24 protein-coding genes and 1 tRNA gene are annotated in these 25,254 nt (G+C 72.1%); 12 read left to right on the top strand and 13 right to left on the bottom strand.

Translation table 11 applies throughout. The features are described from left to right. The first annotated feature begins 47 nt into the window (after positions 1-47). The 6 genes from KSK32_RS09310 (at position 48) to KSK32_RS09285 (ending at position 9,165) form a co-directional block, all read left to right on the top strand. Positions 48-536 carry an Lrp/AsnC family transcriptional regulator gene (locus KSK32_RS09310; RefSeq protein WP_013288920.1) on the top strand — a complete coding sequence of 163 codons (489 nt, stop codon included), beginning with the start codon at positions 48-50 and terminating at the stop codon, positions 534-536. Between the two features lie 119 nt (positions 537-655). After that, the gene (locus KSK32_RS09305; protein WP_216930418.1) at positions 656-2,092 is read left to right on the top strand and encodes a PQQ-binding-like beta-propeller repeat protein; all 1,437 of its coding nucleotides are present in this window, start codon (positions 656-658) and stop codon (positions 2,090-2,092) included. 76 nt (positions 2,093-2,168) lie between these two features. After that, the gene (locus tag KSK32_RS09300; protein ID WP_216930416.1) at positions 2,169-3,836 is read left to right on the top strand and encodes a fumarate hydratase; all 1,668 of its coding nucleotides are present in this window, start codon (positions 2,169-2,171) and stop codon (positions 3,834-3,836) included. A 248-nt stretch (positions 3,837-4,084) separates the two neighbouring features. Then, positions 4,085-7,057 carry an AfsR/SARP family transcriptional regulator gene (locus KSK32_RS09295; RefSeq protein ID WP_216930414.1) on the top strand — a complete coding sequence of 991 codons (2,973 nt, stop codon included), beginning with the start codon at positions 4,085-4,087 and terminating at the stop codon, positions 7,055-7,057. Positions 7,058-7,110: 53 nt separating this feature from the next. Then, the gene (locus tag KSK32_RS09290) at positions 7,111-8,511 is read left to right on the top strand and encodes a class II fumarate hydratase (protein ID WP_374226699.1); all 1,401 of its coding nucleotides are present in this window, start codon (positions 7,111-7,113) and stop codon (positions 8,509-8,511) included. A 54-nt stretch (positions 8,512-8,565) separates the two neighbouring features. Then, the gene (locus KSK32_RS09285; RefSeq protein WP_216930410.1) at positions 8,566-9,165 is read left to right on the top strand and encodes a GNAT family N-acetyltransferase; all 600 of its coding nucleotides are present in this window, start codon (positions 8,566-8,568) and stop codon (positions 9,163-9,165) included. Here the strand turns inward: KSK32_RS09285 and KSK32_RS09280 are convergent. Further along, positions 9,129-9,674 (bottom strand): CGNR zinc finger domain-containing protein, encoded by a 546-nt coding sequence (locus KSK32_RS09280; protein ID WP_216930408.1) that lies wholly within the window; start codon positions 9,672-9,674, stop codon positions 9,129-9,131. The two genes, KSK32_RS09285 and KSK32_RS09280, sit on opposite strands and share 37 nt — an antisense overlap. 71 nt (positions 9,675-9,745) lie before the next feature. Here KSK32_RS09280 and KSK32_RS09275 point away from each other — a divergent pair, with 71 nt between their 5' ends. The 3 genes from KSK32_RS09275 to KSK32_RS09265 all read left to right on the top strand — a co-directional run bounded on the left by KSK32_RS09275 (position 9,746) and on the right by KSK32_RS09265 (position 13,180). Beyond that, on the top strand, positions 9,746-10,708 hold the full coding sequence (locus KSK32_RS09275; protein ID WP_216930406.1) for a DMT family transporter: 963 nt from the start codon (positions 9,746-9,748) through the stop codon (positions 10,706-10,708). After that, on the top strand, positions 10,705-11,403 hold the full coding sequence (locus KSK32_RS09270) for an HAD family hydrolase (protein WP_216930404.1): 699 nt from the start codon (positions 10,705-10,707) through the stop codon (positions 11,401-11,403). The genes KSK32_RS09275 and KSK32_RS09270 overlap by 4 nt, the downstream gene beginning before the upstream one ends. 88 nt (positions 11,404-11,491) lie before the next feature. Continuing rightward, positions 11,492-13,180: a S8 family serine peptidase gene (locus tag KSK32_RS09265; RefSeq protein WP_216930402.1), complete on the top strand. Its 1,689-nt coding sequence runs from the start codon at positions 11,492-11,494 to the stop codon at positions 13,178-13,180. A gap of 68 nt (positions 13,181-13,248) precedes the next feature. Here the strand turns inward: KSK32_RS09265 and KSK32_RS09260 are convergent, their stop codons facing one another. Both KSK32_RS09260 and KSK32_RS09255 read right to left on the bottom strand, forming a co-directional pair. Then, positions 13,249-14,472 carry a hypothetical protein gene (locus KSK32_RS09260; RefSeq protein WP_216930400.1) on the bottom strand — a complete coding sequence of 408 codons (1,224 nt, stop codon included), beginning with the start codon at positions 14,470-14,472 and terminating at the stop codon, positions 13,249-13,251. A gap of 216 nt (positions 14,473-14,688) precedes the next feature. Continuing rightward, a complete protein-coding gene (locus KSK32_RS09255; protein ID WP_216930398.1) occupies positions 14,689-15,336 on the bottom strand; it encodes an IclR family transcriptional regulator in 648 nt (215 codons plus the stop codon). Positions 15,337-15,399: 63 nt separating this feature from the next. On the opposite strand from KSK32_RS09255, the gene cysS reads away from it, so the two are divergent. Next, positions 15,400-16,815, top strand: a complete 1,416-nt coding sequence (gene cysS / locus KSK32_RS09250) for a cysteine--tRNA ligase (RefSeq protein ID WP_216930396.1) — start codon at positions 15,400-15,402, stop codon at positions 16,813-16,815. After that, on the top strand, positions 16,815-17,930 hold the full coding sequence (gene rlmB / locus KSK32_RS09245; protein WP_216930394.1) for a 23S rRNA (guanosine(2251)-2'-O)-methyltransferase RlmB: 1,116 nt from the start codon (positions 16,815-16,817) through the stop codon (positions 17,928-17,930). Before cysS ends, rlmB begins: the two co-directional genes overlap by 1 nt. Positions 17,931-17,987: 57 nt before the next feature. Here the strand turns inward: rlmB and KSK32_RS09240 are convergent, their stop codons facing one another. Next, the gene (locus tag KSK32_RS09240) at positions 17,988-19,079 is read right to left on the bottom strand and encodes an ABC transporter ATP-binding protein (protein ID WP_216930392.1); all 1,092 of its coding nucleotides are present in this window, start codon (positions 19,077-19,079) and stop codon (positions 17,988-17,990) included. Between the two features lie 365 nt (positions 19,080-19,444). Here KSK32_RS09240 and KSK32_RS09235 point away from each other — a divergent pair. Continuing rightward, positions 19,445-19,521 (top strand) — tRNA-Thr (locus KSK32_RS09235). Positions 19,522-19,594: 73 nt separating this feature from the next. Here the strand turns inward: KSK32_RS09235 and KSK32_RS09230 are convergent. From KSK32_RS09230 to KSK32_RS09190, 9 genes are all read right to left on the bottom strand, one after another. Continuing rightward, entirely contained in the window at positions 19,595-20,833 is a 1,239-nt protein-coding gene (locus KSK32_RS09230) for a site-specific integrase (protein WP_216930391.1), read from the bottom strand. After that, on the bottom strand, positions 20,833-21,030 hold the full coding sequence (locus KSK32_RS33280; protein ID WP_230651074.1) for a helix-turn-helix domain-containing protein: 198 nt from the start codon (positions 21,028-21,030) through the stop codon (positions 20,833-20,835). The genes KSK32_RS09230 and KSK32_RS33280 overlap by 1 nt, the downstream gene beginning before the upstream one ends. 32 nt (positions 21,031-21,062) lie before the next feature. After that, on the bottom strand, positions 21,063-22,859 hold the full coding sequence (locus KSK32_RS09220; RefSeq protein WP_254186987.1) for a replication initiator: 1,797 nt from the start codon (positions 22,857-22,859) through the stop codon (positions 21,063-21,065). Next, positions 22,859-23,128 (bottom strand): hypothetical protein, encoded by a 270-nt coding sequence (locus KSK32_RS09215; RefSeq protein ID WP_216930389.1) that lies wholly within the window; start codon positions 23,126-23,128, stop codon positions 22,859-22,861. Before KSK32_RS09215 ends, KSK32_RS09220 begins: the two co-directional genes overlap by 1 nt. Next, the gene (locus KSK32_RS09210; protein WP_216930387.1) at positions 23,125-23,823 is read right to left on the bottom strand and encodes a hypothetical protein; all 699 of its coding nucleotides are present in this window, start codon (positions 23,821-23,823) and stop codon (positions 23,125-23,127) included. Before KSK32_RS09210 ends, KSK32_RS09215 begins: the two co-directional genes overlap by 4 nt. Next, positions 23,813-24,097, bottom strand: a complete 285-nt coding sequence (locus KSK32_RS09205) for a hypothetical protein (RefSeq protein WP_216930385.1) — start codon at positions 24,095-24,097, stop codon at positions 23,813-23,815. Before KSK32_RS09205 ends, KSK32_RS09210 begins: the two co-directional genes overlap by 11 nt. A gap of 70 nt (positions 24,098-24,167) precedes the next feature. Continuing rightward, positions 24,168-24,515: an RRQRL motif-containing zinc-binding protein gene (locus tag KSK32_RS09200; RefSeq protein ID WP_216930383.1), complete on the bottom strand. Its 348-nt coding sequence runs from the start codon at positions 24,513-24,515 to the stop codon at positions 24,168-24,170. Next, the gene (locus KSK32_RS09195; RefSeq protein ID WP_216930381.1) at positions 24,512-24,811 is read right to left on the bottom strand and encodes a hypothetical protein; all 300 of its coding nucleotides are present in this window, start codon (positions 24,809-24,811) and stop codon (positions 24,512-24,514) included. Before KSK32_RS09195 ends, KSK32_RS09200 begins: the two co-directional genes overlap by 4 nt. Further along, positions 24,808-25,245 (bottom strand): hypothetical protein, encoded by a 438-nt coding sequence (locus tag KSK32_RS09190; protein ID WP_216930379.1) that lies wholly within the window; start codon positions 25,243-25,245, stop codon positions 24,808-24,810. Before KSK32_RS09190 ends, KSK32_RS09195 begins: the two co-directional genes overlap by 4 nt. Positions 25,246-25,254: the final 9 nt, after the last annotated feature.

The following is a 25,254-nucleotide window of genomic DNA, read 5'->3' as shown; positions in this document are numbered from 1 at the left end:
TCGACGTAATTCCTGGTCAGGTTGTGCATTCGGTACGGTGGGGTACCATGAACACTGGTCAGGATGTACAGCTCGACGAGCTGGACGCCCGCTTGATCGAACTGCTGGCGGAGGAGCCCCGGATCGGCGTGCTGGAGTGCTCCCGCCGCCTCGGTGTGGCCCGGGGCACGGTGCAGGCCCGGCTCGACAAGCTCGTCGGCCGGGGCGTCGTCACCGGGTTCGGGCCGGACATCACCCCCGCCGCGATCGGCTTCGGGGTGACCAGCTTCGTCACGCTGGAGATCAGCCAGCGGCACGGCCACGACCAGGTCACCGCGCACCTGGCGGCGATCCCCGAGGTGCTGGAGGCGCACACCATCACCGGCTCCAGCGACCTGCTCTGCCGGATCGTCGCCCGGTCGAACACCGACCTCCAGCGGGTCATCGACCAGATCGTCGCCTCGGAGGGCATCCGTCGCGCCTCCACCATCATCGCGCTGGCCGAGCAGATCCCGTACCGGACGCTGCCGCTCGTCCGCTCCGCCGCCCGCGGGTAAGGAAGGGCCCCCTATTAACGCATCAGGAGGTGGAAGGGCCCCTTATTAACACCTGCCGGGGCAAGAAGCGCCGCGACACGCCCCGCACGCGGGCCGGGGGACCGGTGATCGTCGCTACCGTGTGCGGTGTGAAGGGCCTAGGGATACGCGGCTGGTTGCTGCTCGGGCTCGTCACCGTGGTCGTCCTCGCCGCGACCGGCGTCTGGAACCCGTTCCCGGCGCTGTGGGACTGGGTCGACCGCAGCAAGCCGATCTCCGAGCCGGACGTGGCCTGGCAGCAGCGCGTCGGCGGCACGCCGCGCAGCGTCACCATCGCCGGCGACACCGTGATCGTCGAGCAGCGTACCCGGATCGAGGCGCGCAACCTCGCCGACGGCGGCCAGCTGTGGGAGCGCAAGGCCGACTGGTCGGCGGTCGCGGGCAGCGGCCGCGAGTCGGTCGTCGCCGTGGGTCGGCTGCTCGACAGGGGGTACGAGGTGCTCGACCCGGTCAGTGGCGTGACCCGCCGCCGCGACGACCGCGCGATCGCCGTCTGGACCTACCGGAACCTGCTGCTGGACGCGTACTGCGTGCAGGCCACCGACTGCACGCTGCGCGCCTGGGATCCGCGCGGCACCGCTCCGCTGTGGACCGCGTTCCTGCCCGGCGTGCACAGCGGCGTGCTCGCCGACAACCCGGAACTCCTCGGCACCCGGCGGCTCGGCGCCACCCGGATCGACGGCGGGGTGGCCGGGCCGGAAAACGTCCCGCCGCTGCTCGGCTTCCCGGTCGACGGGCGGGTGCACGTGGTGGACACCGCCACCGGCCGGGTGCTCCAGAACGTCCAGCCCGGCCGGGAGGAACGGCTCGCCGTGGTCGGTGGCCGGCTGCTGCGGATCGCGGCCACCTCCCGCGACGGGAGCTGCTACTACGCGGTGACCGCCGTGGACCCGGCCACCGGTCAGCAGGTGTGGCGGCGTACCGGGATCAACCTGCGCACCGCCGACTACGCCGGCTGCGTGCAGCGCGAGGATCCGCAGGGCGGGCGCAACGTGATCATCGGGGTCGCCCCGGACGGGCGTGAGGCGGTGCTCGACGGGTACGACGGCCGGCTGCTCCAGGTCGGCGCGGACGGCGAGAAGCTGCTCGCCGTGGACGATCGCTACACAGTGGTGCGCAGCGCCGACAAGGGCTCGCTGCTGGGCCGGGAACTGTCGGCCGACCGGACCCGCTGGACCCGGCCGGCGGGCGGCAAGAGCGGTGCGGCGCTCACCCCGTACGCGGCGGTGATCAGCGAGGAGAAGCCGTCCCGGCTGATCGCTGTGCAGCCGCGGGAGGGCCGGGTGCTGGTCGAGTTGCGTACCTCGGCGAACGCGCTGGCGGTCGGCCCGAACGGCATGATCATCGGTGAGGGGCGGGAGATCGGGTACGTCCGCTGGGGCGCCGGAACGGGCGACGCGCCGGGCCCGGGCCAGGACGGCGCGCCGGTGGCGCCGGACCCGGGCGGCAGCTGGCGCCCGCCCAGCGACCAGGACAGTTGCGGGCCGAAACGGGAACTCTGCGCCGACGGCAAGTGACAGCGGGTGAGAGCGTCGTCCCACGACCCACCTGCGGGTGCCACCGATCGACGGCTCTGCCCTAGGCTTTTCGCTCATGAGCAGTGCCGCCGCCTTCTCGTACGCACCCCTGCTGCCGACCGGTCCCGACCAGACCGAGTACCGCCTGGTCACCGACGAGGGCGTGGACGTCGTCAACGGCCCGGGAGGCCGCCGGTTCCTCACCGTGGATCCGGGCGCGCTGACCGCGCTGACGGCGGAGGCGATGCACGACATCGCCCATTTCCTGCGCCCGGCCCACCTGGCCCAGCTCCGCGCGATCATCGACGACCCGGCGGCCTCGCCGAACGACCGCTTCGTCGCGCTCGACCTGCTGCGCAACGCCAACATCGCGGCCGGCGGCGTGCTGCCGATGTGCCAGGACACCGGCACCGCGATCGTGATGGGCAAGCGCGGCCGGCACGTGCTCACCGACGGCACCGACGCGGAGGCGATCTCCCGCGGCGTCTACCAGGCGTACACCCGGCTCAACCTGCGCTACTCCCAGCTCGCCCCGCTGACCATGTGGGACGAGCGGAACACCGGCAGCAACCTGCCCGCCCAGGTGGAGCTGTACGCCGAGGACCCGGACGGCCACGCCGACGCGTACAAGTTCCTGTTCATGGCCAAGGGCGGCGGCTCGGCCAACAAGTCCTACCTCTACCAGGAGACCAAGGCGCTGCTGAACCCGACGCGGATGATGCAGTTCCTGGAGGAGAAGCTGCGGCTCATCGGCACCGCGGCCTGCCCGCCCTACCACCTGGCGATCGTCATCGGCGGCACCTCCGCCGAGTACGCGCTGAAGACCGCGAAGTACGCCTCCGCGAAATACCTGGACGCGCTGCCCACCCAGGGCTCGATGAGCGCGCACGGCTTCCGTGACCTGGAGCTGGAGGCCGAGGTGCTGGAGCTGACCCGCAACTTCGGCATCGGCGCACAGTTCGGCGGGCGCTACTTCTGCCACGACGTACGGGTGGTCCGGCTGCCCCGGCACGGCGCCTCCTGCCCGGTGGCGATCGCGGTCTCCTGCTCGGCCGACCGGCAGGCGGTGGCGAAGATCACCCCCTCGGGCGTCTGGCTGGAGCGCCTCGAAACCGACCCGGCGCGGTTCCTGCCCGACGTGACCGACGAGACGCTGGAGGCCGAGGAGGTCGTCCGCGTCGACCTGAACCGGCCGATGGGCGAGATCCGCGCCGAGCTGTCGAAGTACCCGGTGAAGACCCGGCTGTCCCTGACCGGCCCGCTCGTCGTCGCCCGGGACATCGCGCACGCGAAGATCGCCGAGCGGCTGGACGCGGGCGAGCCGATGCCGCAATACCTGCGCGACCACGCGGTCTACTACGCCGGCCCGGCCAAGACCCCCGAGGGCTACGCCTCCGGCTCGTTCGGCCCCACCACGGCGGGCCGGATGGACGCGTACGTGGAGAAGTTCCAGGCGGCCGGCGGCTCGATGGTGATGCTGGCAAAGGGCAACCGGTCCGCCCAGGTCACCCGCTCCTGCCAGGCCCACGGCGGCTTCTACCTCGGCTCGATCGGCGGCCCGGCCGCCCGCCTGGCGCAGGACTGCATCAAGCACGTCGAGGTGCTCGAATACGCCGAGCTGGGCATGGAAGCGGTCTGGAAGATCGAGGTGGAGGACTTCCCCGCCTTCATCGTCGTCGACGACAAGGGCAACGACTTCTTCGCCGAGGTCACCAAGCCGGTGCTCACCGTCGGCCGGCGCTGACCGCAGACGTACGCGAGGGGCGCCCGGACCGTTCCCGGGCGCCCCTCGGTGTCCGTCGTGCATCGACATCGGTGCGCCTGCCCGGCCGCGCGGGCCGGACAGGCACACCGCCCCCGTCGGATGCCGTCACCGACAACCCGCAACGAGTCTGTGCGCCGTCGCTATCGGATCGCTATCGTCCCGGCGCGGCGTTCCGTGACCGCCGGGCTACGCTGCTGGAAGTTGCATGGCGGTAGGCGGGGGCGCGGATGCGATTCGGGATCTTGGGGCCCTTGCGGGTCGGCGGTGGCGAAGCCACCGTCACCGCGGGCCGGGATCGCACCGTGCTCGCCATGCTGTTGCTGCGTCCCGGCCGGGTGGTGCCGGTGGAGGATCTGGTCGACGCCGTCTGGGAGGAGCGTCCACCGGCGACCGCACGGACCCAGCTCCAGATCTGCGTGTCCCGGCTCCGGCAGCGGTTCGCGGCGCTCGGGCTGCCGGCCGACACGATCGTCACCGACCCGGCGGGCTACGGCATCCGGATCGAGCCGGACGACCTCGACGCCGAGGTGTTCGCGAGCACTGTGGAGACGGCCCGCAGGAACGCCGCCGCGGGCCGGCTGATCGAGGCGCGCCAGCACTACCGGGCAGCTCTGGCGTTGTGGCGCGGTCCGGCGCTCGCCGGTATCCCGGCGCGGACGGTGCGACTGCGGGCCCAGGCGCTCGACGAGCAACGGCTCGCCGTGCTGGAGGACTGCGTCGACATCGAGTTGCGTCTGCGGATGGCGCCCGACCTGGTCGACGAGCTGACCGAGGCGGTCGAGCGCAACTCGCTGCGGGAACGGCTGCGCGGGCAGCTGATGCTGGCTCTCTCGGCGGTCGGCCGCCAGGCGGACGCGCTGGCCGCCTACCGGGAGGGCCGGCGGATCTACGCCGAGGAGCTGGGCATCGAACCCGGTGCGGCGTTGCAGGAGCTGCACCAGCGGGTGCTCGCCGGCGACCTGGCGCTGGGCGGGCCGGAGAGCCGGGCCACCGCTCCGGTACGGGCGCTGCCACGGGCGATCAGCGACTTCACCGGGCGGCAGCAGACAGTGGCCCGGCTGGTGAAGGAGATCGAGGAGGAGGGAATCCGGGTCCAGCTCGTCGACGGCATGGCGGGCAGCGGCAAGACCACGCTCGCCGTGCAGGTGGCGACCGCTGTCGCCGACCGGTTCCCCGACGCGCAGCTCTTCGTCGACCTGCATGGACACAGCGAACGTAGCCCGGTGCCCACGACCGCGGCGGTGGCCACCCTGCTCCGGCAGCTCGGCGTGCCCCCCGAGCGGGTGCCGGTCGACCTGGCGGGCCGGCTGGCGATGTGGCGTTCCGAGCTGGCCGACCGGCGCGCGGTGGTGGTGCTCGACAACGCCGCCGACGCCGACCAGGTCGCGCCGTTGCTGCCGAACGGGCCGGACTGCCTGGTGCTGATCACCAGCCGCCGCCGACTGGTCGGCCTGGACTCGGGCCGGCCGTCCTCCCTGCCGGTGCTCGACAGCGACGAAGCGGTCGAGCTGCTGGCCCGGGTGGCCGGTGCGGAGCGGGTCACCGCCGAGCCCGGGGCGGCGGCGGAGGTGGCCCGGCGCTGTGGGCATCTTCCGCTCGCTCTGCGGCTGGCCGGGGCGCGGCTCGCGCACCGTCCGCGATGGCGGGTGGCCGACCTTGCCGAGCGGCTGGCCGGCGCGTCCGAGCCGCTGGCCGAGCTGGCCGCCGGCGAGCGCTCGGTGGCCCGGGCCTTCGCCCTGTCGTACGAGCAGGTGTCACCGGTCGCGCAGCGGGTCTTCCGGCTGCTCGGGATGCACCCGGGCGCCCAGGCCGACAGCCTGGTACCGGCGGTGCTCGCGGAGCTGCCGCTGCCGGAAGCCCAGGACGCGCTCGACGAACTGGTCGACGTGCACCTCGTCGAGGAGGCGGAACCGGGCCGCTACCGGCAACACGACCTGATCCGGGAGTACGCGCGCATGCTCGGCGCGCAACGCGAGACCGTCGAGGCGCGGCGGGCGGCGACGGCCCGGCTGCTCGACTTTCACCTGCACGTCGGCGCGACCCTCGTGACGTCGCTGGGCCCGATCGCCCTGCGTCCCGCACCGGAGCCGGTGCGACCCGACCTGGAGGCCACCACCGTCGGCCTGAACCGTCAGTGGCTGGAGGAGAACCGGCCGACGTTGACGGCCCTGGTCCGGTTGGCCGAGCAGGAGGGTTTCCTCAGGCACAGCTGGCAGCTCGCTCGGGTCGGCTGGGCGCTGAACTTCTACGGCGGCCATCTCGACGACCTGGTGGAGACGCACCAGATCGGTCTGCGTGCCGCCGAGCGCCTGGGTGACGACGAGGCCGTGGCGACGATGCTCAACTATTTGGCTTCGGCGGACTACCGCCGGGGGCGGTTCGCCGAAGCCGTCCGGCGGATGGAGGTGGCGGTCGACATCTACCAGCGGCTCGGCCGTCTGGACGAGTTGGGCCGGGCACTCGGCAACCTCGGCACGGCGTACTCGGTCGACGGGCATCCTCGGCAGGCCATCGAGGTGTTCGAATCGTTGGTGCTGCTCGCCCGCCGGTTGGTGGACCCGACCGCGTTGATCAACTGGCTCAACAACCTGTCCTTCACCCTGGTCGGGCTCGGTCGCTACGACGAGGCCGTGCGGATGTGCCGCAACCAGATGGCCTTGGCCCGGCAACGCGGCGACCTGCGGCAGCTCGGTAACGCGATCGGCCACCTCGGTATGGCGCGGCGCCGGCGCGGGGAGCGCGGCCCCGCGCGCCGGCTTCTGGGTGCCGGCCTGGGGCTGAAGCGCCGGGTGGGCAACCGCTTCGGCGAGGGCGAGCTGCTCAACGAACTGGGCGTGCTGGAACGCGAGGAGAGCCGGCCGGAACCGGCCGCCGAGCTGCACCGGGAGGCGCTCGTCGCGATGACCGACGCCGGGGATCTGGTCGGGCAGTGCGCGTCCCGGAACCTGCTGGCGCGCGCCATCCTGGACCAGGGTGACGTCGCCAGCGCGCTGGACCTGCACCGGCGGGTGCTCACCGACGCCACCCGGCTCGGCGCCCGCTACGAGCAGGCCCGCGCGCTCGACGGCATGGCCCGGTGCCTACGGCACACCGATCCCGGCCAGGCCCGCCGGTACGCCGGGCGGGCGCTGGCGCTGTTCCGCCAGGTCGAGTCGCCGGACCGGTGGGAGACCGAGAAGTTGCTGACCGAGCTGGGCTGAGGGCAGCGCCACTTTCCCTGCACACCGACCGGCGGCGCGGCAGGATGGAACGCGTGACGACTCCAGAGGCGACCGGCTACCGGATCGAACGCGACTCGATGGGCGAGGTGGAGGTGCCCGCCGAGGCGCTGTGGCGGGCGCAGACCCAGCGTGCGGTGCAGAACTTCCCGATCTCGGGGCGCGGGCTGGAACCGGCCCAGATCAAGGCCCTGGCCCAGATCAAGGGGGCGGCGGCCCTGGTCAACGGTGAGCTGGGGGTGATCGACGCGGACGTGGCGCAGGCGATCGCCACCGCCGCCGCGCACGTCGCCGAGGGTGGCTACGACGACCAGTTCCCGGTGGACGTGTTCCAGACCGGCTCCGGCACCTCGTCCAACATGAACACCAACGAGGTGATCGCCACCCTGGCGAGCCGGGAGCTGGGCCGGGACGTGCACCCGAACGACCACGTCAACGCGTCGCAGTCCAGCAACGACGTGTTCCCCACGTCGATCCACCTGGCCGCCACCCAGTTCGTGGTGGAGGATCTGATCCCGTCGCTGAAGCAGCTCGCGGGCGCGCTGGAGGAGAAGGCGGCCGAGTTCGAGACGGTGGTCAAGGCCGGGCGTACCCACCTGATGGACGCCACGCCGGTCACGCTCGGACAGGAGTTCGGCGGCTATGCCGCGCAGGTGCGCTACGGCGTCGAGCGGCTGGAGGCGGCGCTGCCCCGGCTGGCCGAGCTGCCCCTGGGCGGCACCGCTGTGGGCACCGGCATCAACACGCCGCTGGGCTTCGCCGACCGGGTGATCGGCAAGCTGCGCGAGTCGACCGGGCTGCCGTTGACCGAGGCGCGCAACCACTTCGAGGCGCAGGGCGCCCGCGACGCGCTGGTGGAGACGTCCGGCCAGCTCCGTACCGTCGCGGTCGGCCTCTACAAGATCGCCAACGACGTGCGGTGGATGGGCTCCGGCCCGCGCGCCGGGCTGCGTGAGCTGCGCATCCCGGACCTCCAGCCGGGGTCGTCGATCATGCCGGGCAAGGTGAACCCGGTGGTGGCCGAGGCGATGCGGCAGGTCTGCGCCCAGGTGATCGGCAACGACGCGGCAGTAGCCTTCGCCGGGTCGCAGGGCGACTTCGAGCTGAACGTGATGCTCCCGGTGATGGGCCGCAACCTGCTGGAGTCGATCAAGCTGATCGCCGCGTCCAGCCGCCTGTTCGCCGAGCGGCTGGTGGCCGGCCTGGTCGCGGACGCCGAGGTCTGCCTGGCGTACGCGGAGGGCTCGCCGTCGATCGTCACCCCGCTCAACCGCTACCTGGGGTACGACGAGGCCGCCTCGATCGCCAAGGAGGCGCTGGCCAAGCAGGTGTCCATCCGCGAGGTGGTGATCGCCCGGGGGCACGTCGACTCGGGCACGCTCACCGAGACCCAGCTGGACGAGGCCCTGGACCTGCTCCGGATGACCCACCCCTGAGCCGGCGCCGGTAATTGCCTCGACCCGTCACGGTGGGCGCGGCATGATCCGACAGTGCGTGACGGCGGCGGCGTGTTGCTCGAGACCGCGCGGCTGACGCTGCGCCGGTTCACGACGGACGACGTGGACCGGCTGGTGGCGCTGGACGCCGACCCGGAGGTCATGCGCTTCCTGACCGGCGGTGCGCCGACCTCGGCCCTGACGTTCCGGGACGAGGTGCTGCCCCGGGTGCTCGCGCAGTACGCGCGGCACCCCGGGCTCGGCCGCTGGGCGACGCTCGACCGGTTCACCGGCGAGTTCCTCGGCTGGCACTCGCTCGACCCGTCCGGCGACGGCGCCGAGGCGGAACTGGGCTACCGGCTGCGCCGCGCGACGTGGGGACACGGGCTGGCCACCGAGGGCGCGCGGGCGCTGGTACGGCACGCGTTCGACACGGTCGGCGTCCGCCGGGTGTGGGCGCAGACGATGGCGGTCAACGACCGCTCCCGCGCGGTCATGGCCCGCGCCGGGTTGCGCTACGTCCGCACCTTCCACCTGGCCTTCGACGACCCGATTCCGGGTACGGAGCACGGCGAGGTGGAGTACGAGCTGCGCCGCGACGCCTGGCCCGCGACCCGTCAGGAGTGGGACGCGGCGGCCCTGCGGGCCCGATAGGCGCTCACCGCGGCCCGGTTGCCGCAGCCGGCGTCGCAGAACCGGCGGGACCGGTTCCGGGACAGGTCGACCAGCACGTTGTCGCAGTCGGGATGGTCGCAGTGCCGCAGCCGGCTCAGCTCGCCCATCCGGACCAGGTCGGCCATCGCCATCGCGGCCTCGACCGCCATCCGGGTCGCCAGCGGCGCGTCCCGCGGCACGGCGTGCACGTGGTACGGCTCGTCGTCGTGCCGGACGAGTTGCGGCAGGGCGTGCGACTCGCGCAGCAGGCCGTTGACGATCGCCACCACCTCGTCGGTGTCGGCGTACCAGATGCGGCGCAGCCGGGGCCGCAGCGCGCGGACCTGGCGCAGTTCGACGTCGGTGTGCTCGTGCCGGCCGCTCCACCCGTAGGTGGTGAAGAAGGCGTCCAGGGCGGCCACGTCGGGCAGTCCCTCCCGGTCGCCGGCGGTGTTCACCAGTGCGGCGGCGGCGACCAGCGCACATTCGGTGTCATGGGCGAAAAGCAACTTGACTCCTGTCGGAGGCTACGCCTAGCGTCATCAGCATAACTTCCCTTGACTCATGACCAGGAGTGCCGATGCGTGAACGGTCAAGCGTCGGGCTCGGCCTGGCACTGCTCTCCGCGATCACGTTCGCCACCTCGGGCACCTTCGCCCGCCCGCTGATCACCGGCGAGTGGTCGGCGGTCGCGGTGGTGATCGCCCGGGTCGGCGTCGCCGCCCTGGTGCTCGCCGTCCCCGCCCTGCTGGCACTGCGCGGCAGGTGGGCGGTGCTGCGCCGCAACGCGGGAAGCGTGGTGCTGTTCGGGCTGCTCGGCGTGGCCACGGCGCAGGCGTGCTTCTTCAACGCGGTCCGCTACCTCCCGGTCGGCGTGGCGCTCCTGCTGGAATACCTCGGCATCGTGCTCGTGGTCGGATGGATGTGGCTGGTCCACGGGCAGCGCCCCCGGCTGCTCACAGTGGCCGGCTCGGTCACCGCCCTGTGCGGGCTGGGGCTCGTCCTCGACCTCACCGGCGCCGGCCGGCTCGACCCGGTGGGCGTGCTCTGGGGCCTCGGCGCGGGCGTCGGACTGGCCGGCTACTTCGTCATCGCCGGCCGGATCGACGCGGGCCTGCCCTCGGTGGTGATGGCCAGCGGCGGCATGGCCGTCGGCGCGCTGGCGCTACTGCTGCTCGGCGGCATCGGAGCGCTGCCGCTCGCCGCCGGCACCGCCGACGTCACCTTCGGCGGGCACCGGGTGAGCTGGCTGGTGCCGATCGTGGGGCTGTCGCTGATCGCCGCCGTGGTCGCGTACCTCGCCGGTGTCGCCGGCACCCGGCTGCTCGGGGCACGGCTGTCCTCATTCGTGGGGCTGACCGAGGTGATGTTCGCGGTGCTGATCGCCTGGCTGGTGCTCGACGAACTGCCCAGCCTGATCCAGCTGGCCGGTGGCGTACTCATCCTCGGCGGCGTCGCCCTGGTCCGGGCGGACGAACTGCGGGGCGCGCCGGCAGCGGCACCGCAGGCGCCGGCCGCGCTGGTGCCGGTCGGCGAGCGATGAGCGGGCCGCGCGGCGCCGTCGTCTTCGACGCCGACGAGACAGTCGTCGACCTCCGCCCGGCGGTCACCGGCGCGCTCGTCGCCGTACTCGACGAGATGCGGCGGCGGACCCCGGCCGCGGCCGGAGTGGTGCTCGCGGACCTGGAGGGGGACTGGGGTGCGGTCTTCGGCGCGCTCGGCGCCGCCCCGGTGCAGGAGATCCGGCTGGCCGCCCTGACCCGTTCGCTGGCCCGGGCCGGGCTGGAGGCGGACCTGGACGAGTTCGCGGCGTTGTTCTTCGCCCGCCGGTACGCGCTGAGCCGCCCCTTCCCGGACGTGCTGCCCGCGCTGGCGGCGCTGCGCCCGCACCACCTGCTGGGCTTCGCCACGAACGGCAACAGCCGCGCCGAACGCTGCGGCCTAGCCGGGCAGTTCGCGTTCGAGCTGTACGCGCATGAGGGCGGCCTGCCCAAGAAGCCGGCGCCGGAGTTCTTCGCGGCGGTGGTGGCGGCGACCGGACTGCCGGCGTCGCGGATCGTCCACGTGGGCGACTCGCCGGAGCACGACGTGGTGGCCGCCCAGCGGGCCGGGCTGCGTGCCGTCTGGCTCAACCGGGCCGGACTGCCCCGCCCTCGCGGCCTCGAACCGGACGCCGAGGTGTCCACGCTGGCCGAACTGCCAACGGCCCTGATCACCGCGACGAACGCGAATGCCTAGTTGCATCCGATAACGGACTTCGATCTGGCGAAACTCGCTCCCGTGATGTGGGATGGCACCACGTCCCTCAACGAGAGGATCTGATGTGGTGAGCAAGCGCTTCACCGTCGGCGCGGTCGCGGCTGCGGCCTCGCTGGCACTCACGGTGACCGGTCTGAGCGTTCCGGCGAACGCCGCGCCGTCGGAGACCCGGACCTTCACCGTGCTGGCCGAGAGCGGTGTCTCCGGCGACGCCGCGGTCGCCGCGATCACCGCCGCCGGCGGCAAGGTCGTCGCACGTACCGACGACGTCGGTCTGTTCCAGGTGACCAGCGACCGGGCGGACTTCGCCAGCCGGGCCACCGCGGCCGACGCGCTGGTCGGCGCGGCCGAGGAGAAGGCGATCGGCCGCAAGCCGAAGCTGGACCGGGTCGAGCAGGAGCACCTGCTGGCCGCCGCGGCGACCAAGGGCAAGGCCGCCAGGAACAACGGCAAGAAGATGGACCCGCTCGACGACAAGCTCTGGGGTCTGGACATGATCCGGGCCGACAAGGCCCGCAAGATCGAGCCGGGCGACCGCCGGGTCACCGTCGGCGTCCTGGACACCGGCGTCGACGCCAGCCAGCCCGACCTGGCGCCGAACTTCAACTGGGCGCTGTCGCGCAACTTCGCCCCGGACATCCCCGAGGTCGACGGCCCGTGCGAGGTGGCGAGCTGCCTCGACCCGGTCGGCACCGACGACGGCGGGCACGGCACGCACGTGGCCGGCACCATCGGCGCCGCCGCGAACGGCTTCGGCCTCTCCGGCGTGGCCCCGAACATCTCCCTGGTCGAGCTGAAGGGTGGCCAGGACAGCGGCTACTTCTTCCTCAACCCGGTGGTCAACGCCCTGGTGCACGCGGGTCGCTCCGGGCTGGATGTGGTCAACATGTCCTTCTACGTCGACCCGTGGCTCTACAACTGCACCGCCAACTCGGCCGACTCGCCGGAGGCGCAGGCCGAGCAGCGCACCATCATCGAGGCCATGAAGCGGGCGCTGAACTTCGCCCACCGCAAGGGCGTCACGCTCGTCGGCTCGCTCGGCAACAACCACGAGGACCTGGGCGCGCCGCGCACCGACGTGAGCAGCCCGGACTACGGCGCCGACCCGTACCCGCGCCCGATCGACAACGCGACCTGCTGGGACCTGCCGGTCGAGGGCCCGCACGTGATCGGCGTGTCGGCGGTCGGCCCGTCCGGCAAGAAGTCCGACTACTCGAACTACGGCACCGAGCAGATCTCGGTGGCGGCACCGGGTGGCTGGTTCCGGGACGGCTTCGGCACCGACACGTACCGCACCGACGCCAACATGATCCTCTCCACGTACCCGAAGAAGGTGCTCCAGGAGGAGGGGGCGGTCGACGAAGACGGCAACATCGTCGCCGGCTTCGAGAACTCGGTGTTCAAGCAGTGCACCGCCAAGGGTGAGTGTGGCTACTACACCTACCTCCAGGGCACCTCGATGGCGTCCCCGCACGTCTCGGGCGTGGCGGCGCTGATCGTCAGCAAGCACGGCAAGAAGGAGGGCCGCAACGGCTACGGCATGGCGCCGAACCTGGTCGAGCAGCACCTCTACCGGACGGCGGCCGAGCACGCCTGCCCGGAGCCGCGGCTGCAGAGCTACACCGACGAGGGCCGGGACGCCGAGTTCGACGCGTACTGCGCGGGCTCGCTGAACTTCAACGGCTTCTACGGCTACGGCATTATCGACGCCTACGCCGCGGTGAAGACCCCGGTCAAGCCGAACGTCCGACCGTAACGACTGTTTCCCCGAGGTGGCGGTGTCCGGAGTCCCCGGACACCGCCACCTCGGCGTTCCGGGCCGTGTCACGGGCGCCATCCCCGAGCCACCAGTGCGGCGCGGATCTCCCGGACCAGGGCGGGGAACTCCTTGTGCAGGCGGCGGCCGGTCACGTGCAACACCAGCCAGCCGGCCGCGACGAGCTGGTTGAGCCGCCGCCGGTCGAGGTGCATCCGGTCCGCGTCGGAGTGCCGCTGACCGTCGTACTCGACGGCGACCCGGAACTCCGGCCAGGCCAGATGGGGGTGCAGGATCAGGCCGGTCGACACGCGCACCGGATGCTGGGCCACCGGGTTGGGCAGGCCGGCGAAGACGAGGCGTACCCGTAGGTGCGACTCGGGCGGGGACTGGGCCAGCCCGTCCGTCAGGCCGAAGACCCACGACGCCCGCCGCCCACCGGGACGACAGGCGTTGCGGGCCGCCTCGCTCGCCAGCGCCGAACGGTTCACGGAGCCGGCGCGCAGCAGCCCGTCGATGATGCCGACCGCCTTCACCGGATCGGCCCAGACCGCGGTCTCCCAGGCACAGGCGGCCGGCTCGGTCCGTGGCGGCGGCCCGGTCATGATCATCGTCGCGCCGAGGGCCGAGGGTGCGAACGGGTTCGATGCCGCGGCTGAGGGTGGGGTGGCCGGACCGGGCGGCCCGGGGCGGTTGCGGGGGTCGGCCGGGTGCGGCGATCTGGTCCGGCCCGGTGTGCCTGGTGGGCGGTCGACCGCCGACGGTGCTGCGATGGGCGACCTCGTGCCGGCGGGCGACCTCGTGCCGGCGGGTGGGCTCGTGCCTGCACGTGGGTTCGTGCCGACGGGCGGGTTGGTGCTTGCGGGTGGGTTCGTGCCGGCGGGTGGGCTCGTTCGCGCGGGTGCGCCGGTGCCGACGGGGACCAGGAGGCCGCTGCGGGTGCTCGACATCGGGGCGTGGTGCACCCGGACACCCGGCTGGGAGTCGGCCCGGACCGTGGCCGGCAGCAGGACGTGCACGTCGTCGGTGAAGCCGGCGGCGTGCTCAACCCCGTGCAGGTAGGCCGCCGAAGGGCCGGCGATCGCCGCGCCGGGTGGCATGCGCAGCAGCGCCGCGCGGCAGGCCAGCGCGTGGTCGCGGTCGAGCCGCGCGTCGGCGTAGACGTCCTGCCGGAGCCGGATCCAGGACGCGCCCCGCAGATGGTGCCGGGACAGCAGCCCGCGCCGGATCGCTTCCGAGCCCCGGAAGACCTGCCAGGCCAACTCCGGTGGGCGATGAGGATGAGGTGGCATGTGACGAGCGTGGCGGCGCGCGGGTCGAGATCGATACCCCTGTGGACAGCCGTAGCCGTGCCGCCTGCCGCGCCCTGTGGACAACCCTCGACCGGCCCTGTCCGTGTGCTATGGCCCCTCGACCTGCGCATGATCGACTCCAGCTCGGGGAGGTGGCGGTATCCGGGCTGCCTGGATGCGGCCACCTCCCCGAGCTGGCGCGCAGACATACGAAGGTCAGGAGAGCGCGGCGGCTACCGCCTCGGCGGCGGCGGTGACCTGGGCGCCGACGTCCGCCACGTCGAGCGGGGTCAGCGACACCACCCCGACGCTGCCCTCCAGACCGGGCACACCGAGCACCGGCGCGGCCACCCCGTACGCGCCTGACTGAAGCTCACCGCTGGTGCTCACCGGCCCCGGATCGCCGGCCCGCCCGGCCAGTACCGCCCGACCGGCGGCGCCCCGCTCCAGCGGGTGCCGGGTGCCGGTCCGGTACGCCACGTGGAAGGACGTCCAGCTCGGCTCGACCACCGCCAGCGCGACCCCCTCGCCGCCCTCGACCACCGTCAGGTGGGCGGTCGCCCCGGTGCCCTCGGCGAGCCGGCGCAGCGCCGGCAGCGTCCCCTCGGCCAGCAGCGGCTGGGCGCGGCGCGCCAGGTGCAGCACGCCCACGCCGATCCGCAGGCGGCCCTCGCCGTCGCGCCGGAGCATCCCGTGGCCGGTCAGCGCGCCGACCAGCCGATAGACGGCCGCCCGGCCGATGCCCAGCCGGTGCGCCGCCTCGGTGACGGTGAGCCCGCCCGGCGCGTCCGCGACCAGGTGCAGCAGCCGCAGGCCCCGGTCCAGGGTCTGTGCCGTCTCTCCCGTGCGCGCCGCCGTGTCCACAGCACGCAGCGTACGACCCGGCTCCGGCCAACCCGGAAATGTGCGGACGGCTACCCTTGTGAGGTGACGCTACGCCTGTATGACACCGCCACCCGATCGGTGCGGGACTTCGTCTCGCGGGAAGCCGGCAAGGTGGGGGTCTACCTGTGTGGTCTCACCCTCCAGGCCCCGCCGCACATCGGCCACCTTCGCTCCGGCGTCAACTACGACGTGCTGCGCCGCTGGCTGCTGAGCAAGGGCTTCGAGGTCACGTTCATCCGCAACCTGACCGACATCGACGACAAGGTCCTGGCCAAGGCGATGGAGCAGGACCAGCCGTTCTGGTCGATCGCGTACGCCAACGAGCAGATCCTCACTGCCTCCTACCGGGCGCTCAACGTGCTCCCGCCGACGTACGAGCCGCGGGCCACCGGGCACGTCCCGGAGATGCACGAGCTGATCGCCCGGCTGATCGAGACCGGCCACGCCTACCCGGCCACCGACGGCTCCGGCGACGTCTACTTCGACGTGGCGTCCTGGCCCGCGTACGGTTCGCTGTCCGGCCAGTCCCCGGCGGACATGCAGCCCGCCGGCGACGCCCCCGACCGGGGCAAGCGGGATCCGCGTGACTTCGCGCTCTGGAAGGGCGCCAAGCCGGGCGAACCGGCCGACGCCTACTGGCCGTCGCCGTGGGGCCGCGGGCGCCCCGGCTGGCACATCGAGTGCTCGGCCATGTGCTGGCGCTACCTGGGCCCCGAGTTCGACATCCACGGCGGCGGGCTCGACCTGACGTTCCCGCACCACGAGAACGAGATCGCCCAGTCGCAGGCCGCCGACCTGCCGTTCGCCCGCTACTGGGTGCACCACGGCCTGCTCGGCATCGGCGGCACCAAGATGGGCAAGTCGCTCGGCAACACGCTCGACCTCGACTACGTGGCCTCGCTCGGGGTCCGCCCGGTCGAGCTGCGCTACTACTACGTCGCGGCGCACTACCGGTCCCGCATCGACTACTCGGAGGACGCGCTGCGGGAGGCCGCCGTCGCGTACCGGCGGATCGAGGGCTTCGTGCAGCGGGCGGCCGAGCGGGTCGGCCCGGGCCGACCCGGCGACCTGCCGGCCGGTTTCACGGCCGCGATGGACGACGACCTCAACACGTCGGCGGCGCTGGCGGCGCTGCACGAGGTGGTCCGCGACGGCAACACCGCGCTCACCGCCGGTGACGATGTGACCGTCAGCACGGCGCTGGCCGCCACTCGGGCGATGCTGGATATCCTCGGCGTCGACCCCCTGGACCCGGCCTGGACCGGCGGCGGCCGCACGGACGACCTGCGCGGCGTGGTGGACTCCCTGATCGCGCTGGCCCTGGAGCAGCGCGCGCAGGCCCGCAGCCGCAAGGACTGGGCTGCCGCCGACGCCGTACGCGACCAGCTCAAGCAGGCAGGCGTGGTCGTCGAGGACACCCCCCAGGGCCCGCGTTGGACTATTGGAGAGCAGGACTGATGGCCGGCAACTCGCAGCGCCGTGGCCGGCGACTGACGCCGAAGGCGGGCGCCCCCAAGGGCACCGGTGGCAAGAACAAGGACTCCCTGGCCGGGCGAGGCCGCACGCTGCCCGCCGACGAGCGGCCCTGGCACAAGGCGTACTCGGGCACCGAGAAACTGCCCCAGCGCACCGCCTGGAAGCAGGACAAGGAGCGCCGCGCCGCCGCCGAGGAGGGCCGCGCGCCGAAGATCGGCCAGCCCGGCACCAAGGACACCACCTGGGGCAAGGGCAGCCGGGCCGGGGTGCCGCTCAAGGGCGGCAAGGGCAAGCCCGCCGGCCGGGGCGGTCCCCGGGTCGCGCCGGGCCGCAAGGCCAACCCGGCGAAGGACAGCCCGGAGCTGCTGGTCGGGCGCAACCCGGTGCTGGAGTCGCTGCGCACCCAGGTGCCCGCGACCGCGCTCTACACCGCGCAGGGCATCGACATGGACGACCGGGTCAAGGAGATCGTCCGTACCGCCGCGGACCGCGGCATCGCGATCCTGGAGGTCAGCCGCGCCGAGCTGGACCGGATGACCGGCGGCGTGCTGCACCAGGGCGTCGGCCTCCAGGTGCCGCCGTTCGCCTACGAGCCCTTCGACGACCTGGTCGCCGCCGCGCTGGAACAGGCCGCCCCGCTGCTCGTCGCGCTGGACGGCGTCACCGACCCGCGTAACCTCGGCGCGGTCATCCGGTCGGCCGCTGCGTTCGGCGCGCAGGGTGTCTTCGTACCCGAACGGCGTGCTGCCGGGATCACCGCGACCGCCTGGCGGACCAGCGCCGGCGCGGCCGCGCGCGTGCCGGTCGCGCAGGTCACCAACCTGACCCGGTCGCTCAAGGCGTGCAAGGAGGCCGGCTTCGTCGTGGTCGGCCTGGACGCCGACGGACAGACCGACCTGTACGACCTGGAGGCCGCCGTCGGTCCGCTCGTCGTGGTGGTCGGCTCGGAGGGGCGCGGGCTGTCCCGCCTGGTCGGGGAGACCTGCGACCTCACCGTCAGCATCCCGATGGTCTCCGACGTGGAGTCGCTCAACGCCAGCGTCGCCGCCGCGGTCACGCTCGCCGAGGTCGCCCGTCGCCGGTCCGTCGAGGTCTGACCCGGGAACAACGAGAAGGGGCGGTCCGCCGTGGCGGGCCGCCCCTTCTCGCGTACGTCAGATCCGCTGGCCGGTGGCGGCGTGGAAGACGTGGCTGCGGCCGGTACGCGGCTTGACGAACACGGTGTCACCCATGTTCGGCATGCTGCGCCGGTCGGTGCGGACCACGAACCGCTCGCTGTGGCCCTCCAGCGCGGCGTGGCCGTAGATGTTGGCGTCCGAGCCCAGGTCCTCGACCAGCTCGACCACGACCGGCATGCCGCCCTCGGACGGGCTGACCAGGTCGCAGTCCTCCGGACGGAAACCGACGGTGACCTTGCCGTCACCACCCTCGGCGCTGGCCGCCTGGACCTGCTCGCGGGTCAGCGGCACGACCATCTCGGCGAACGCGCCGCCCTGGTCGGTCAGCTTCACCGTCTTGATGTTCATGGCGGGGGAGCCCATGAAGCCGGCGACGAAGACGTTGGCCGGGGTGTCGTAGAGCGCCCGCGGGGTGTCCACCTGCTGGAGCACGCCGTCCAGCATGACCGCCACCCGGTGACCCATGGTCATGGCCTCGACCTGGTCGTGGGTGACGTAGACGGTGGTGACGCCCAGCTTCGCCTGGAGCGAGGCGATCTGGGTACGGGTCTGCACGCGCAGCTTGGCGTCGAGGTTCGACAGCGGCTCGTCCATGAGGAAGACCTGCGGCTCGCGGACGATCGCCCGGCCCATGGCGACACGCTGGCGCTGACCGCCGGAGAGCGCCTTCGGCTTGCGGCTCAGGAACTCCTCCAGCTGGAGCAGCCCGGCCGCCTCCTTGACCCGCCGGTCGATCTCCGACTTCGAGGTCTTGCGCAGCTTGAGGGCGAACGCCATGTTCTCGTACACCGTCATGTGCGGGTAGAGGGCGTAGTTCTGGAAGACCATCGCGATGTCGCGGGCCTTCGGCGGGAGGTGGGTGACGTCCCGGTCGTCGATGTAGATCGCGCCGTCGTCGACGTCCTCCAGGCCGGCGAGCATCCGGAGGCTGGTGGACTTGCCGCAGCCGGACGGGCCGACCAGGACGAGGAACTCCCCGTCACCGATCTGGAGGTCGAGCTGGTTGACGGCGGGGCGCTCGGTGCCCGGATAGATCCGGGACGCCTTCGCGTAGGTGACCGTAGCCATGATGGAGCGCTTCCTTTCACCGGCAGGAACGTGCCGGACGATCCGAGTGAAGGAGCGACCGGCGCCCAAGGCGCCGGCCAACGGGGTCGTCGCTCAGGCAGCCGAGGCCGACCGGAGTGTCGTCCGTGTCACTGCACGGTAAACGGCTTTCGCGATGGTGCCAAGGCGTGGCACGTCGGATGGGACGGATGGCATACGCATAACGGTCAGGAGGGCACTGCGAGGCATCAATCTCCCCGCCCGTGAGCGCGGCCGGGCGATGATCCATCGGTCGTGCCGGTCGGGATGCCGACGTTTTCCGTGCTCGGGAGCCCTGCGAGGCGGGATTTCCGGGGCTCAGTCGCTATGCTGAGCGCTACGCACGCGCCCCTGTAGCTCAGCTGGCCAGAGCACTCGCCTTGTAAGCGAGATGTCGCCGGTTCGATCCCGGCCGGGGGCTCCAATTCCATCAGGCATTTCGCGGCGGCAGCCGCTGCGATCTGGCCGGATGACAGCAACGCTGACAGCAACGAGGGTCACGACAGCCGCCCGTCGAGCTTGCCGAGCGCCTGACGCATCGCGTCGAGGTTGGCGTGGGCGTAGACCTTCAGCGTGACCTTGACGTCGGCGTGCCGGGCGATGGCCTGCACGACGTGCGGAGGGACGCCCAGCTCCATCAGCAGGGACACGACGGTGTGCCGCAGGTCGTGCAGGCGGACACCGGGCAGGCCGGCGGTCTCACGCAGCCGGGCGAATGATCGGCTGAGGTTGGTGGGCTCCATCGGAGTGCCGCGCTCGGAGGGAAAGACCAAGTCGTGATCCTCCCAGACCTCAGCGAGGCTGGCCCGCTCTGCCTGCTGGCGCTCCTGGTGCTCCATCAGGCTCAGCCAGGTGACCTCGGGAAGCGGCAACACCGCCTCGGAATCCTCGGTCTTGGCGTCCAGGACGTGAAGCGTCCCGGCGACTCGCTGGACGGTCTGCTGAACCCTCAGGGTGCCCTGGTCCAGATCGACATCCGACCACCGCAAACCGACAAGCTCGCCGCGTCGTAGACCCATGGTGGCCGCCACGACGTAAAGCGCGTGAAGCCGGTGGCCCGACGAGGCGGCAAGGAGCTTGCGCACCTGGTCGACCGACAGGCCCTTACCCACCTTGTACCGGGGTGAGGGAACCCGGACGAGCTTGGCGACATTGCGCGACACCAGCTCCTCACGCATGGCGTGTTGGAGCGCGTTGCGCAGCACGGCGTGAACGAACTGGATCTGCCGAGCGCTGGGATACCGCTGGCAGCAGTTGCCAACCGAGCAGCAACGCCGATCAGCCGGGCGGATCTTGTCCAGGCCGTTCGTGCAGCAGAGGCACTTGCGGCGGAAGTCGTCCATGAACGCCTTGACGTGTTGGACCTGGAGGCCGTCGAGGCGCTTGGTGCCCAGTGCCGGGATCAGGTGCAGTCGGACGGCGCTTTCGTAGCCGCGTGCGGTGGTGGGTTTGAGGTCGGTGACGTAGGCGGCGAGCCAGTAGGGCAGGTAGTCGGCGAGTTTCCAGGCTCGGTCGGGTACGGGTATGCCGCGCTGGGATCTCGACTTGAGTTCGACGAGTTTGGCGTGGGCTTCCTCCCAGGTGGCGCCGTAGACGAACTTGCGTTTGCGGGTGCCGTCGGTGGTGAGGACGTATGCCTGTCCGACCCAGCGGCCGTCGCTGGCGCGTTGGTAGATGGAGCCTTCGCCGTTGGGGTTGCGGCGGGCGGGTTGGCGAGGCGTGGGTTGTCTGGGCATCAGGCGGCTTCCTCGGTGAGTGTGGTGATGACTTCGTCGATGGCGGCGGCGGGGATGAGGCGGCGGCTGCCGACCTTGAAGGAGCGCAGTCGGCCGGAGCGGATGAGGTCGTAGACGAGCGACCGGCCGATGCCGAGCGCGCGGGCGGCTTCCTCGACGCGTAGCACGCGAGGAGTGATCGGAGTCGGGGTGTCCAACGGGTGGCCTTCCTCGTGTGGTCGGGCGGTGGTCACGCGGCGACCGGCGCGACGCCGGCCGGGGTGATGGCGCTGAGTTCGTGGGCGAGTTCTTCGCGGCCGGTGGTTCGTCGTTCGCGGGCGAGGGCGGCGGCGGTGTTGGCGAGGAGTGCGTCACCGGAGGTGTGCCAGCCGACTCCGGCGAAGGTGAGGGTGCCGACGATGAGCGTCGTGTCCTCGTCGGCCTGGTCGACGGGTGGACCGCTGGCGGGGGTGTGTTCGTGGTCCTGGTGCTCGTGGCGCCGGTATTGGACGCGGGTGTCGCGCAGGAGTCGGAAGGTGACGGAGTAGCGGCGGGCTTTGGTGAGGAAGTGGCCGCCGTAGCCGAGCATGTGCGCCCATCGCCGCAGCCGGGCGTAGGGGTTGGTCGTCGCTGGTTTCGTCGGTTCGGTGTCAAGGGCGGCTTGACGTTGGGCGACGCAGACGGGGCAGGCGGCGTAGCGGGTGTGGGTGCCGCAGTCGGGGCACTGCCAGCGGCCGACGAAGCCGGGCCGGGGCCGGGCGTCCCGAGGCCGCTCGGAGAGCGAGACGGGTATGTCGGTGGGGCGGCCGATGCGCCAGCAGGCGTCGATGAGGCGGGCGGTGTGGTCGCCGTCGGGGTCGGCGTAGTCCCCGATCGAATCGGCGGTTAGGCGGGTGGAGGTGTGCCCGGTGGCCTCGGTGCTCTTGGTGGCGTACTTGGCAAGGTAACCCGCGACCATCCCATCGGTGACCTCCCCCGAGCCGTCGGTGGTGATCGGTTCCAGGTCGACCTGCTCGCCCCAGGTGATCGGCCAGCCGTCAGGCTGGTCGGGGTGGCTGGGGGTGTGGAAGGCGATCTGTCGGGCGGCGTGGCTGAGCGCGTCGACGAGGTCGTCGGTGGTGAACCCGGCGGGCGGGGGGACGATGGCGTCGAGGTCGTCGGGTTCGACGCCGTCGAGGCGGGCGATGGCGTGGAAGTGCACTGCTCCGCGGGCTTGGAGTTCGGCGACTTTGCCGGGGGAGAGGCGGACCGGGGGCAGGTTGCGGAGCTTGCCGGAGGCGGTGCGGATCTCGACGCGGGGGACGCCTCGTTTGTGGGCGAGTTTGGCGAGATACCGCTGAGCGGCCTGCTTGGTACGGTGCCAGAGTTCGCCGGAGAACAGGTTCCACACGACCTGGTGGTCGTGGTCGTAGCAGTCCAGGCACAACGGCCGGCCCAGGACGGTGTCGCCGGTTTCGTGGCGTGCCCAGCAGATCGAGGGTCGGCCGTGGCGGCAGAGGCCGGCGGCTGGGTCGGTGGCGCGGCGGGCGTGGCAGGGCTCGGCGCGGCAGTCGCAGCGGCGGCGGTTGCGGCAGGTGTGTCGCTTCACGACCCGGGCGTGGACGGTGCCGAACGATGGTGCGGTGAAGGTGGCGAACACCGCCGGATGTGACGCCACCGACTCGGGTACGCCCTTGCCGCCCACGAGGCCGGCGCGCAGGAGCTGGAAGGCGTCGCGCTGGTAGGTGTGGGCGCAGGCGGGGCAGACGGTGGCGCGGCGGTTTCCGCAGGCGGTGTAGATCGCCGCATCAGGCATGGCGTCGGTGTGCCGGGAGTCCAAGATGCGCCCGGTCGAGCCGTCGACAGTGAGGAGGCTGCCGGACAGGCGGATGGGGCGGGTGCAGCCGGCGGCGGCGCGGACGTGTTCGAGCCAGCCGAAGTAGTCCGGTCGGGTGGCGCGTTCGAACGCGGCTCCGGCAGCGGTGTAGCCGTAGATGGGCGGGACATCGGCGTTCGAGCCCACCCCCCGGGCCGAGGCACGGGGGGTGAGGTCCAGCGTCGAGGCCATCAGCCTGCCGCCCCGGTGGTGGGGTGCAGGTTGGTGATGGTGTGTTCGGTGACGATGACCCGGCAGGCGCCGCACTGGCGCTTGGTCGGCTCGTGCCGCCGGCAGGGAATCTGGACGGTGGTGGTGCCGCAGCGGATGGTGACCGGGTTGCGGCAGGGCCCGCCGTCGATGACGTCGATGACGGTGCGGCGGATGTCGTAGGGGTGGGGCTCCGGCTCGGCCGGGCAGGTGTGGAGGACCTGGACGATGTCGACGAGGTGAATGCTCATCGGGCACCATCGCCGATGGTGGTCAGGAGTTGGCTGGCGACGGGCGGGGTGACGTCGAGTCGGTCGGCCAGCTCGGCCGGGGTGATGGGCTGGCCGGTGGCTTGTTCGTGCTGCACGGCGGCGAAGCGGGCCATGGGCAGCAGATGGGTAGGGACGTCGACCGGCTCCGGTGCCGGCGCGGTGACGGGTTCCGGCTCGGCGGCCGGGGTCGGGGTGATGGCAGCCGGCGGTTCGGTGGTGACCTGCTCGACCACCTGGACGTGGATGGGTTCAGCCCGCGCAGTGCTGCTCTCCCCCGGCGGGGCGGGGGCGAGGACGAGCTTGACCAGGGCCATGAACGCCAGGGCGGGGACGGCGGACAGGAGCCAGCCGGAGATGCCGGGTTTGGCGACCGCGAGTTGTGCGGCCAGGGAGAGGCCGGCGGCGGCGATGAGCAGGAACAGCGGGTAGCCGATGGGTGCGCCGGTGAGGCGGCGTCGGCGGATGGTGAGCAGGCAGGCGATGGGGACGAGTTCGGAGATGACGGCGTTGGCCCATCCGAACCAGGCTCCGGTGCCGGCCGGGGAGTTGGCGAGGGTCCAGTCTTTGACGTGGGTGAAGGAGGCGGCGCCGGCGAAGCCGGCGACGGCGATGAGGATGAGGACCAGGACCAGGCCCTCAATGCGAGGGCCGGCGGTGGTGCGGTCAGCGGCCATGGGTCACCTGCCCGGAGGTGACGGCGCGTTGCTCGGCGGCGAGGCCGGCGAGTCCGACGCGGATGCCGTTGCAGGTCGGGCAGTGCTGCTCGGGGCCGGCGGTGCACTGGGTCAGGTGCGCGTCGTGGATGAGGCGCAAGGCCTCGGCGTAGTAGCCGGACAGGAACCGCTCGAAGGACAGCTCATCGCGAGCGGCGAAGTCCTCGGCGATGACGGTGACGACGTAGTCGTCGGGAGTCATCCGCTCCTGAGCGGAGAAGTTGGTGGCGGTCATCGGACGCCTCCCATGTAGGCGAAGGCGATGCCGATGAGCAGGACGACGGCGAAGGTGATCAGGACAGCCATCAGTGGCCTCCGTGGCAGTCGAGGCAGCAGCCGTAGCGGCGGGGGATGTAGTAGGGCTTGACCTGGCCGCAGTCGCGGCAGGTCCGCCGCGCGAGCAGGGCTTTGGCGATGGCCTCCCGCTGGGCGGGGGTGGCCACCCGCTTGGGCTTGGCCCAATCGAGGCGGTAGAGGTAGGCGACGCGCTTGCCGCGACGCCACAGGATCTGCGCGACGGCGTGGTGTCCTCCGGGGCGGAGGCCAGCGGCGCGCAACTGTCGACGGGTAGCCAGCCCATCGGGGGCGAGCCGGAACGGGTAGGTGGGGAAGTCGTCGGCGGGGTTGGCCGGGTCGTAGGTGTAGGTGGTCATGGCCGGTCTCCCCAGCGCTGCTGGGCGGCCTGTCGGGAGATGCCGAGCCGGGAGCCGATCTCGGCCCAGGAGTAGCCGAAGACCCGCAGGCCCACGACGGCGTCGGTGATGGCCTGGTCGATGACCGATGAGAGGGCGACGAGGTCGCGCAGGGCTTCGACGTCGCCGTCTGCGACGCGGCGGCCGTGGGCGCGGATGATGCGCCGGGCGAACGCGGCGAAGGCGTCGTTCTCGACGACGTCGCGGCGACGCTGCGACGGGATGCGCGGCGTCAAGGGCTTCTTGACGGTGTTCACCGCGTCTCGCCTCCCTGCATGTGGAGGCGGTCCCACTCGTCAGCCGCGCTCTCAAGCGCGGTGATGACCTGCTCGGCGGTCCGGCCGGGGTCGTCGTTCCACGAGTAGGGGGAGGTGTGCTCGTCGAGAAGGTAGCCGTCTTCGTCGATGTGGAAGACCGGGGCGTGGTCGTCGAGGTAGACGGTGAGGACACCGACGGTCTGCCGGAAGGTGACTTGGGTGTCGGGGTCGAGGCCGTAGAAGTGTTCGGCGCGGTAGCCGGCGCAGGCCATGCCGATGGCTCCGACGGCGCAGGCCGGCGGGGTGAGGCTGTCGGTGGGTGCGTAGTAGGTGCCCTGGTGCCAGCCGTGTCGGCGCAGGTAGAGGGCAGCCATCCGGAGCAGGTCAGCGGGTGTGACCTGGACTCCGGTGGTCGGGTGTTGGGTAGCCTTCATGGCAGCCAC

Origin of the sequence: Micromonospora sp. WMMB482, assembly GCF_019038635.1 — a bacterium.
In the GTDB taxonomy this organism is placed as follows: domain Bacteria; phylum Actinomycetota; class Actinomycetes; order Mycobacteriales; family Micromonosporaceae; genus Micromonospora; species Micromonospora marina.
Note: the sequence above shows the minus strand (reverse complement) of the source record. Positions and strands in the feature narration are given on the sequence as shown.

Coding starts and splice junctions, on each gene's coding strand:
- KSK32_RS09210 (WP_216930387.1), bottom strand. CDS start 23,823: ATGGCCGCTGACCGCACCACCGCCGGCCCTCGCATTGAGGGCCTGGTC.
- KSK32_RS09260 (WP_216930400.1), bottom strand. CDS start 14,472: ATGCCACCTCATCCTCATCGCCCACCGGAGTTGGCCTGGCAGGTCTTC.
- KSK32_RS09270 (WP_216930404.1), top strand. CDS start 10,705: ATGAGCGGGCCGCGCGGCGCCGTCGTCTTCGACGCCGACGAGACAGTC.
- KSK32_RS09300 (WP_216930416.1), top strand. CDS start 2,169: ATGAGCAGTGCCGCCGCCTTCTCGTACGCACCCCTGCTGCCGACCGGT.
- KSK32_RS09240 (WP_216930392.1), bottom strand. CDS start 19,079: ATGGCTACGGTCACCTACGCGAAGGCGTCCCGGATCTATCCGGGCACC.
- rlmB (WP_216930394.1), top strand. CDS start 16,815: ATGGCCGGCAACTCGCAGCGCCGTGGCCGGCGACTGACGCCGAAGGCG.
- KSK32_RS09190 (WP_216930379.1), bottom strand. CDS start 25,245: ATGAAGGCTACCCAACACCCGACCACCGGAGTCCAGGTCACACCCGCT.
- KSK32_RS09200 (WP_216930383.1), bottom strand. CDS start 24,515: ATGACCACCTACACCTACGACCCGGCCAACCCCGCCGACGACTTCCCC.
- KSK32_RS09205 (WP_216930385.1), bottom strand. CDS start 24,097: ATGACCGCCACCAACTTCTCCGCTCAGGAGCGGATGACTCCCGACGAC.
- KSK32_RS09220 (WP_254186987.1), bottom strand. CDS start 22,859: ATGGCCTCGACGCTGGACCTCACCCCCCGTGCCTCGGCCCGGGGGGTG.
- KSK32_RS09215 (WP_216930389.1), bottom strand. CDS start 23,128: ATGAGCATTCACCTCGTCGACATCGTCCAGGTCCTCCACACCTGCCCG.
- KSK32_RS09230 (WP_216930391.1), bottom strand. CDS start 20,833: ATGCCCAGACAACCCACGCCTCGCCAACCCGCCCGCCGCAACCCCAAC.
- KSK32_RS09310 (WP_013288920.1), top strand. CDS start 48: ATGAACACTGGTCAGGATGTACAGCTCGACGAGCTGGACGCCCGCTTG.
- KSK32_RS09275 (WP_216930406.1), top strand. CDS start 9,746: ATGCGTGAACGGTCAAGCGTCGGGCTCGGCCTGGCACTGCTCTCCGCG.
- KSK32_RS09295 (WP_216930414.1), top strand. CDS start 4,085: ATGCGATTCGGGATCTTGGGGCCCTTGCGGGTCGGCGGTGGCGAAGCC.